This window comes from Stenotrophomonas sp. STEN029 (genome assembly GCF_056760015.1).
Window position 1 is genome coordinate 21609 of record NZ_JBRREC010000062.1, and the last position, 7796, is coordinate 29404.

Here is a 7796-nt window from a genome sequence, read left to right on the forward strand (position 1 = left end):
TCAGGCCGCGACGAATTGCAGGGCCACGCCGTTCATGCAGTAACGCAGCCCGGTCGGGCGCGGGCCGTCTTCGAAGACATGGCCCAGATGGCCACCACAGCGCCGGCAATGCACCGCCACCCGGGTCATGCCGTAGGAGGTATCGCGGTCCTCGCCTACCGCGCCATGCAGCGGTGCCCAGAAGCTGGGCCAGCCGGTACCGCTGTCGAACTTGGTGGCCGAGGAGAACAGCGGCAGCGCGCAGCCCGCACAGTTGAAGGTGCCACGCCGGTGCTCCTTGTTGAGCGGGCTGCTGAAGGCCCGCTCGGTGCCCTGCTGGCGCAGCACCGTGTACTGCGCGGGGCTGAGCTGCTGGCGCCATTGGGCGTCGCTGCGCATCACCTCAAACACGGCGCCGCGCGCGGGTGCTGCCGGTGCCGGACCGTTGCAGGCAGTCAGGCCCAGCACGCCAGCAGCGGCGGCCATGCCACCGATACCGAGCAGCTTGCGACGGGTGAGCGACATGGACGTTCTCCAGCCAGGGACGATGTGGCAATGCTGCGCCCGGGCAGGTCAAGGAATCCTCACGCAGAGTTAAATTCTTCGTGACACATCCGCGCGCCGGTCCAAGCACAATGCCAGCCATCCCCCAACGGCCGCAGGCGTCGATGAGCAGCAGCAAACGCATCCTGATCGTCGAAGACGATGTCCACATCGCCAACCTGCTGCGTATGCACCTGCGTGACGAAGGCTATGACGTCACCCATGCGGCCAGCGGTGATGAAGGCGTGCGCCTGCTGGAAAGCGGGCAATGGGATGCGCTGGTGCTGGACCTTATGCTGCCTGGCGTGGACGGCCTGGAAATCTGCCGTCGCGCCCGCGCAATGACGCGCTACACGCCGATCATCATCACCAGCGCGCGCGCCAGCGAACTGCACCGCATCCTCGGTCTGGAACTGGGTGCCGACGACTACCTGGCCAAACCGTTCTCGATGCTGGAGCTGGTAGCGCGGGTCAAGGCCTTGTTGCGGCGGGTCGAAGCGATGGCGCAGAACGCACGCATCGATGCTGGCGCGATCGAAGTTGCCGGCCTGCGCATCGACCCGGTCGCACGCACCGCGTTGGTTGAAGGACGCCCGCTGGAACTCACCCCGCGCGAGTTCGACCTGCTGTATTTCTTCGCCCGTCATCCCGACCAGGTGTATTCGCGGATGGAGCTGCTCAACCAGGTCTGGGGCCATCAGCATGATGGCTACGAACACACCGTCAACACCCACATCAACCGCCTGCGCAACAAGATCGAGCACGACCCGGCAGCGCCCAAGCGCATTCTCACGGTATGGGGACGTGGCTACAAACTGGCGAGCGACGACGGGAGCACGGCATGAACCGGCTGACGCTTTCGCAGCGCCTGACGCTGGTGTTCTGCGCGTTGCTGTTGATCTGCTGCGGCGCGCTGGCCTGGATACAGATGCGCAGCAACCACATGCACGAGCAGGAAACCGTGCAGCGCCTGTCACGCGGCCTGGCCGAGCACATCGCCCGCAGCGGCGAGTTGATGGATGCACGCGGCATCCGCGATGGCGAAGTGCGTGCCCTGTTCGGCAAGCTGATGTCGGTCAATCCCAGCGTCGAGGTCTATCTGCTCGATGACGAGGGCCGCATCCTTGGCCATGACGCGCCGGAAGGCCACCTCAAGCGGGACCGCATTGACCTGGCACCGGTGCAGGCACTGCTCAACGGCGAAAAACTGCCGATCTTCGGCGACGACCCGCGCAGCAGCAGCGGCCGCAAAGTGTTCAATGCCGCACCGCTGTGGGTGCAGGGCCGCCAGGTCGGCTACATCTATGTGGTGCTGGTCGGCGAGCAACGTGAAGCACTGGCTGCTGACATCGCTGCCAATAGCAATCTGCGCACCACGCTATGGTCGCTGGCGATCGTCGCGGTGATCGGGCTGCTGGCTGGACTGATCGCGTTCCGCTGGGTGACCCGGCCGCTACGCCAGCTTACCCGTCGCATCCAATCCTTCGACGTGGACAGCGCCGACCCGCGCCTGCCCCTGCCGCCGACGCCGCTGCGTGCCGGTGAGCGCGACGAGCTGAGCATCCTGCAACACAGCTTTGCCCATCTCAGCCAACGCGTCAGCGAGCAATGGCAGCAGCTGCGGCAGCAGGACCTGCAGCGTCGCGAACTGGTCGCCAACCTGTCGCATGACCTGCGCACGCCGCTGTCGTCGTTGCACGGCTATCTGGAAACCCTCGCCCTCAAGGACGCCAGCCTCAGCGCCGAGGAGAGACAGCGCTACCTGGGCATCGCCCTGTCGCAGAGCCACAAGGTTGGTCGGCTTGCACAGGCCTTGTTCGAACTTGCACGACTGGAACACGGCGGTGTGGTGCTGGAGCTGCAGGCGTTCTCGCTGCCGGATCTGGTCCAGGACGTCTTCCAGAAATTCGAACTGGCCGCGCAGTCACGCCAGCAGCGGCTTGCAGCAGTGATTCCCGCCGGCCTGCCGCCGGTGGAAGCCGACCTCGGCCTGATCGAGCGGGTGCTGACCAACCTGCTGGACAACGCGATCCGGCATACACCGGCTGGCGGCCGCATCACGGTGGCGTTGCGCGCACGCGATGGCGATGTACAGGTCAGTGTGTCCGATACCGGCCCAGGCATTCCCGCAGCACGCCGCGATCAACTGTTCAGCACGCTACCGGCGCTGGGCAGCCAGCGACCGGACAGTGGTGGCCTGGGCTTGTTGATCGTGCACCGCATCCTGCAGCTGCACCATCGCCAGATCCGCCTGCTCGACAGCGACGAAGGTGCGGCCTTCGAATTCTCCTTGCCTGCGGCACGTCACCGCTGACGCCGCTGCGCAATGAATGCCGCAGCGGCTGCAGGATCAACCGATCTCGCGGATCACGCCACCTTGCCCATCACGCAGCAAGGTCGGCCTTACTTCGATCTGCAGCTTGCCACCTGGCAGCGGATACAGACCGCGTTCGGCACGCACGCTGTCCAGCATCGCTTGCAGGCTTGCATCGGACAGCACACAGCGCGCGCTGTCGCCATCACTCTGTACGTCGTCAACCAGGCCCGGCTCAAACCGCCACTGGCTGTCCTTTCCAAGCACCACCAGCGGCTTGTCGTGATGCAGCCGCAACGGCAGCAGCTCGAGCACACTGGCGACCTGCCCCGCTCCCAGCACCAACGTGGTGGTTGCGTCTTCGACTGTCCAATCCAGCGTTTCCACGAACAACATGCCGGTGCTCGATCCTTCGCGCTGGCTGCCCGCTTCCAGCTGTGCGGCAATGGCGGAATCATCCAACAGCGAAGCGCGCTCAAGTTCGGTGATCCATAGCGGCATTGCCGGCTCCAGCACCGCCAATACGCCCTGCGTTGACCAGCGCTTGATCGCCGCCATCTCCTCGTCGGTCACCCCCACCAGTTGCAGGAAGGTCAGACGGCCGTTGGCGGTATCGATCGCCGGCAGCTGCGGATCGGCGGCGAAGGCAAGGTGCCGCAGCCTGGTATCGGTATCCAAGGCGATAGGCCCGTTGGCATCGAGATGATGCCCGGCCTCGAATACATTGCCGCTGTTGAAGACGTAGCGCGCAAGGTTCTGCATCAGGTTCATCGGCCACGCCGGCGGCTCGCCGCGTTTGCCGTCACCTGCCTGTGCAGCAAGACGGAACGTCAATTCGAAACCAAAGCCGCTTTCCAGCGGGTCATCGCTCTGCTTGTCGTACAGCTCGGAAAATCCGTAGCTGACGTAGTGCCAATGCGGACGCGGCGACTCGCTCCAATAGACGCTGATGCCGTCCAGCGGATCGTTGCCGCCCAGCGTATGCGACAGCAGCGTGCCGAAATGCCGCGGCTCCTGCCCCGGGTATAGCGTGGCCATTGCCGCGTTGATCGCATCCCAGCCCGCTGTGCTGATCTCGCCGCTGTTTTCCTGTGCCATGCAGGGCACTCCCATGATGAACCTGCCACCATGATAGTGCCCTTGCATCGCAGCGGCCCGCAGCTACAGGCAGGCCCCAGCTGATAAGTCAGCCAACAACCAGCGCGCGCGTTTCTTCCAACCAGCGGCTGGCAAATGCCGGGCTCTTGGCCTTGCCCAGTGCCGCCGCCAGTTCCGGCCACAACTGCTCCAGGCTGACCGCGGTCTTGCTGCGATCGATCTTCAGCTGGATCAGATAGCCCTTCAGCCCCAGGTGCTTGCGCACCGATTCGGCCATCCAGTCGCGCAGCTGCTGGTAGCGCAGCGGATCGTCGCCGAGCTGGGTGGTCACTGGCAGCACCGGTGCCTTGTCGGCACTGCCGGCAACCGCGTCGATCAGCTCCAGCGCGCTCAGCTGCTGCAATACGTCTTCCGGCGCGCGCAGGCCTTGTGCCATCTGCTGCAGCTCACGCTCATCGCGCTGCCCATCAACCAGCAACAGCACCGAACGCAATGCCGGCGCCAACTTCAGGCCACGGTTCTCGATCTCCAGGCGGCCAGCGGCCGTCTTGGCATAGATGAATGCCATTCCCCCTCCCTCTTTTGTGCATCGCAATACGGTACGTGCGCATCTTCCAGGATCCCCCGCTCCCGGAAATACCCAACATCTGCCCGTGTACCGCCCCCTTGCGATCACCGCGGCACCGCAGCCTTGCGGCCTGGTTGCGCGCTATTTCCCCAGCGCGCGGCGGATTTCCTCCAGTGCGCCCGGGTCGTCGAGTGTCGACAGATCGCCCGGGTCACGCCGTTCCGCCAATGCCTGCAATGAACGCCTCAGCAGCTTACCCGAACGGGTCTTGGGAAGCGCATTGACGATATGTACCTGCGCCGGCCGCGCCACCGCGCCCAGCGAATGGGTGACCTGTTGCACCATTTCCGCAGCCAACTGCTCGCCATCATCGCCGGGCTTGGCCTGCTTCAAGGTGACGAAGACCAGCGGCACCTGCCCCTTCAGTTCGTCATGCACCCCGATCACCGCCGCCTCGGCCACCCGCGGATGGGCGGAGATGGCTTCCTCGATCTCGCGCGTGCCCAGCCGGTGCCCGGCCACATTGATCACGTCATCGGTGCGACCAAGGATGAAGGTATAGCCGTCCTCATCGCGGATGGCCCAGTCCAGCGAGCTGTACAGCAGCTCCTTGAAGTGACCGAAGTAGCTTTTCAGGAAACGCTCGTCATCGTTCCAGATCGTGCTCATGCAGCCCGGCGGCAACGGCGGCTGGATGACCAGCACGCCCTTCTGCCCGGGCGGCACTTCGGCACCGCTCTGCTCGTCGATGACCTTCATTTTGTAGCCCAGATTCGGCAAGCCCGGCGAACCGAACTTGACTGGCTTCATTTCCAGCCCCGGCAACAAGGTCAAGGCCGGCCAGCCGGTTTCGGTCTGCCAGTAATTGTCGATGACCGGCTTATGCAGCGCGCCGGTGATCCACTTCGCGGTCGGCTCATCCAGCGGCTCACCGGCCAGGAACAGGTACTTCAGCTCGGACAGGTCATGGCGATCGATGAAATCGACATCGTGTTTCTTCAGCACGCGGATCGCGGTCGGCGAAGAGAACATCGTGCGCACACCGTACTGTTCGCACAGCGCCCACCAGATGCCTGCATCCGGATTGATCGGCAGGCCTTCGTACAGCAACGAAGTGCAACCGCCGATCAAGGGACCATAGACGTTATACGAATGCCCAACCGCCCAACCGACATCGGAGGTGGAGAACATCACCTGGCCCGGCGCGCAATCAAACACCGTGCGCATCGACTGCGCCATCGCCACCGCATAGCCGCCGACATCGCGTTGCACGCCCTTGGGCTTGCCGGTGGTACCGGAGGTGTACAGCAGATAGCTGGGCTCGTTGGACTCCAGCCATTGCACCGGCACCTCGACATCACCAACCTGCACACGCAGCTGCGCATAGTCCTCGTCGCGGCCAGCGATGCGCGGCTCTGCTGCATCCAGACCGCGCGAGACAATCAATACCTTGGGTGGCGGCGTAGTGGCTTCAGCACAGGCGGCATCGACCATCGCCTTGTACGGAATGACCTTGCCACCGCGCATGCCGGCATCGGCAGCGATCAGCAATTTTGGCTTTGCATCGTCGATACGCAGCGCCAGGTTGTGCGCGGCGAAACCACCGAAGACGACCGAGTGCACCGCACCGATGCGCGCGCATGCCAGCATCGCGAACACCGCCTCGGCCATGTTCGGCATGTAGATGACGACGCGATCGCCGCGGCCGACATCGAGCTTGAGCAGTACCGCGGCGAAGGCATTCACTTCGCGATGGAGGTCGCGGTAAGTGAGTTCGCGGGTGATGTTGGTTTCGGTGGAGATGGCGACCAGCGCGAGTTGGTCGGCGCGCTCGGCCAGGTGCCGATCAACCGCGTTGTAGCAGAGGTTGGTTTCGCCACCGACAAACCAGCGCCGGAATGGAGGATTGGAGTAGTCCAGGATCTGCTGCGGGGGACGATGCCAGTGGATCGCCTTGGCTTCTTCAGCCCAGAAAGCTTCCGGCTCTTCTATGGAACGGCGGTAGATCTGCTCGTACTGCACGAAACCCTCCGGCAACTCCCTGGCTATGTGCCGAGCATAGTCCGGAGGATGGCCCGGACTCCTTGCGACGATGGTCTTAAGACCAAAGGCTCGGGGGCGGGAAATTGAGGACCAAGGGCCGGGGTTGAGAGTTTTGAGCTGAAAGCTTGCCCTCACCCCAACCCCTCTCCCGTAAACGGGAGAGGGGCTAGTGCACTAACAACCGACGCATTGCTAGCCCCTCTCCCGCATGCGGGGTGAAAGGAGCAGCTTGCGAACCACCGGTTCGCTGCTCCTTGAACGACCTCGCGCCAGCGCGAGGGCCGGGGCGCAGCGCGGGGGTTGGGGTGAGGGGAAGCTTCTAGCAAGAGTAGCCTCCGCCTTAGAAAGGACACTCCGAAACAAACTCCAACATCTCCCCACTCAGCGGATGCACAAACCCCAAGCGCCGCGCATGCAGGCATACCCGCAGCGCAGGAAGCGCGTCGTACATCACGTCACCCACGATCGGATGCCCGATGCTTGCCAGATGCAAGCGCAGCTGATGGCTGCGCCCGGTCACCGGCTCCAGCTCTACCCGCGTGGTCTGCGCAGCGGCATCACGCGCCAATACCCGCCAACGCGTCAACGACGGCTTGCCCAGTTCAAAGCTCACCATCTGCTTCGGCCGGTTCGGCCAATCGCAGATCAACGGCAGATCAATTTCGCCGGATTCAGCCTCGACCAGACCCTGCACCAGCGCTTCATAGCGCTTGCTGACCTGGCGCTGTTCAAACTGCTTGGACAAGGCAATCTGCATCGCCTTGCCGCGCGCGTACAACATCAATCCAGAAGTGACCTGATCCAGACGGTGCACGGTCAATGCATCCGGATGGTCCAGTTGCAGACGCGCCACAACGCAGTCCTGGTTTTCCGGCAGGCGACCGGGCACGGACAACAGCCCAGCCGGTTTCTCCGCGACCAGCAACGCCTCGTCGATGTAGTGCAAAGCAATCTTGTCAGTCATATCCAAGAGAAAAATGTAGTGCCGAGCCATGCTCGGCAGAGGCCTTACCGATAGACCGTCAATCCGGCAAAGAGCTTACCCCTCCCCAACCCTCCCCTTCACTCCGCGAAAGGGAGGGAGCGTAGTGCCGAGCCATGCTCGGTATAGGCCGCAGCCCTGTAGTGCCGAGCCATGCTCGGTATAGGCCGCAGCCCTGTAGTGGGGGGGGGGGGGCGGGGGGGGGGGGGCCGCCGGGGGCCGCGGCCCGCCCGCGCGGGGGGGCGCCCCCCCCCCCCACAAAAAAAAAA

7 protein-coding genes are annotated in these 7796 nt (G+C 64.0%); 2 read left to right on the forward strand and 5 right to left on the reverse strand.

All coding sequences use genetic code 11. The features are described from left to right. Complete coding sequence (msrB, locus tag ACVOLI_RS13820; protein ID WP_481614852.1) at positions 1 to 504, reverse strand: peptide-methionine (R)-S-oxide reductase MsrB; 504 nt, start codon at positions 502 to 504, stop codon at positions 1 to 3. Positions 505 to 647: 143 nt separating this feature from the next. On the opposite strand from msrB, the gene ACVOLI_RS13825 reads away from it, so the two are divergent. Both ACVOLI_RS13825 and ACVOLI_RS13830 read left to right on the forward strand, forming a co-directional pair. Beyond that, complete coding sequence (locus ACVOLI_RS13825) at positions 648 to 1367, forward strand: response regulator transcription factor (RefSeq protein WP_481614853.1); 720 nt, start codon at positions 648 to 650, stop codon at positions 1365 to 1367. Beyond that, positions 1364 to 2836 carry a sensor histidine kinase gene (locus ACVOLI_RS13830; protein WP_481614854.1) on the forward strand — a complete coding sequence of 491 codons (1473 nt, stop codon included), beginning with the start codon at positions 1364 to 1366 and terminating at the stop codon, positions 2834 to 2836. Before ACVOLI_RS13825 ends, ACVOLI_RS13830 begins: the two co-directional genes overlap by 4 nt. A gap of 36 nt (positions 2837 to 2872) precedes the next feature. Here the strand turns inward: ACVOLI_RS13830 and ACVOLI_RS13835 are convergent, their stop codons facing one another. The 4 genes from ACVOLI_RS13835 to ACVOLI_RS13850 form a co-directional block, all read right to left on the reverse strand. Beyond that, positions 2873 to 3934 carry a suppressor of fused domain protein gene (locus ACVOLI_RS13835; RefSeq protein ID WP_481614855.1) on the reverse strand — a complete coding sequence of 354 codons (1062 nt, stop codon included), beginning with the start codon at positions 3932 to 3934 and terminating at the stop codon, positions 2873 to 2875. 88 nt (positions 3935 to 4022) lie between these two features. Then, on the reverse strand, positions 4023 to 4502 hold the full coding sequence (locus ACVOLI_RS13840) for a hypothetical protein (protein ID WP_481614856.1): 480 nt from the start codon (positions 4500 to 4502) through the stop codon (positions 4023 to 4025). 141 nt (positions 4503 to 4643) lie between these two features. Next, on the reverse strand, positions 4644 to 6524 hold the full coding sequence (gene prpE / locus ACVOLI_RS13845) for a propionate--CoA ligase (protein WP_481614857.1): 1881 nt from the start codon (positions 6522 to 6524) through the stop codon (positions 4644 to 4646). A 361-nt stretch (positions 6525 to 6885) separates the two neighbouring features. Next, positions 6886 to 7509 carry an RluA family pseudouridine synthase gene (locus tag ACVOLI_RS13850; protein ID WP_481614858.1) on the reverse strand — a complete coding sequence of 208 codons (624 nt, stop codon included), beginning with the start codon at positions 7507 to 7509 and terminating at the stop codon, positions 6886 to 6888. Positions 7510 to 7796: the final 287 nt, after the last annotated feature.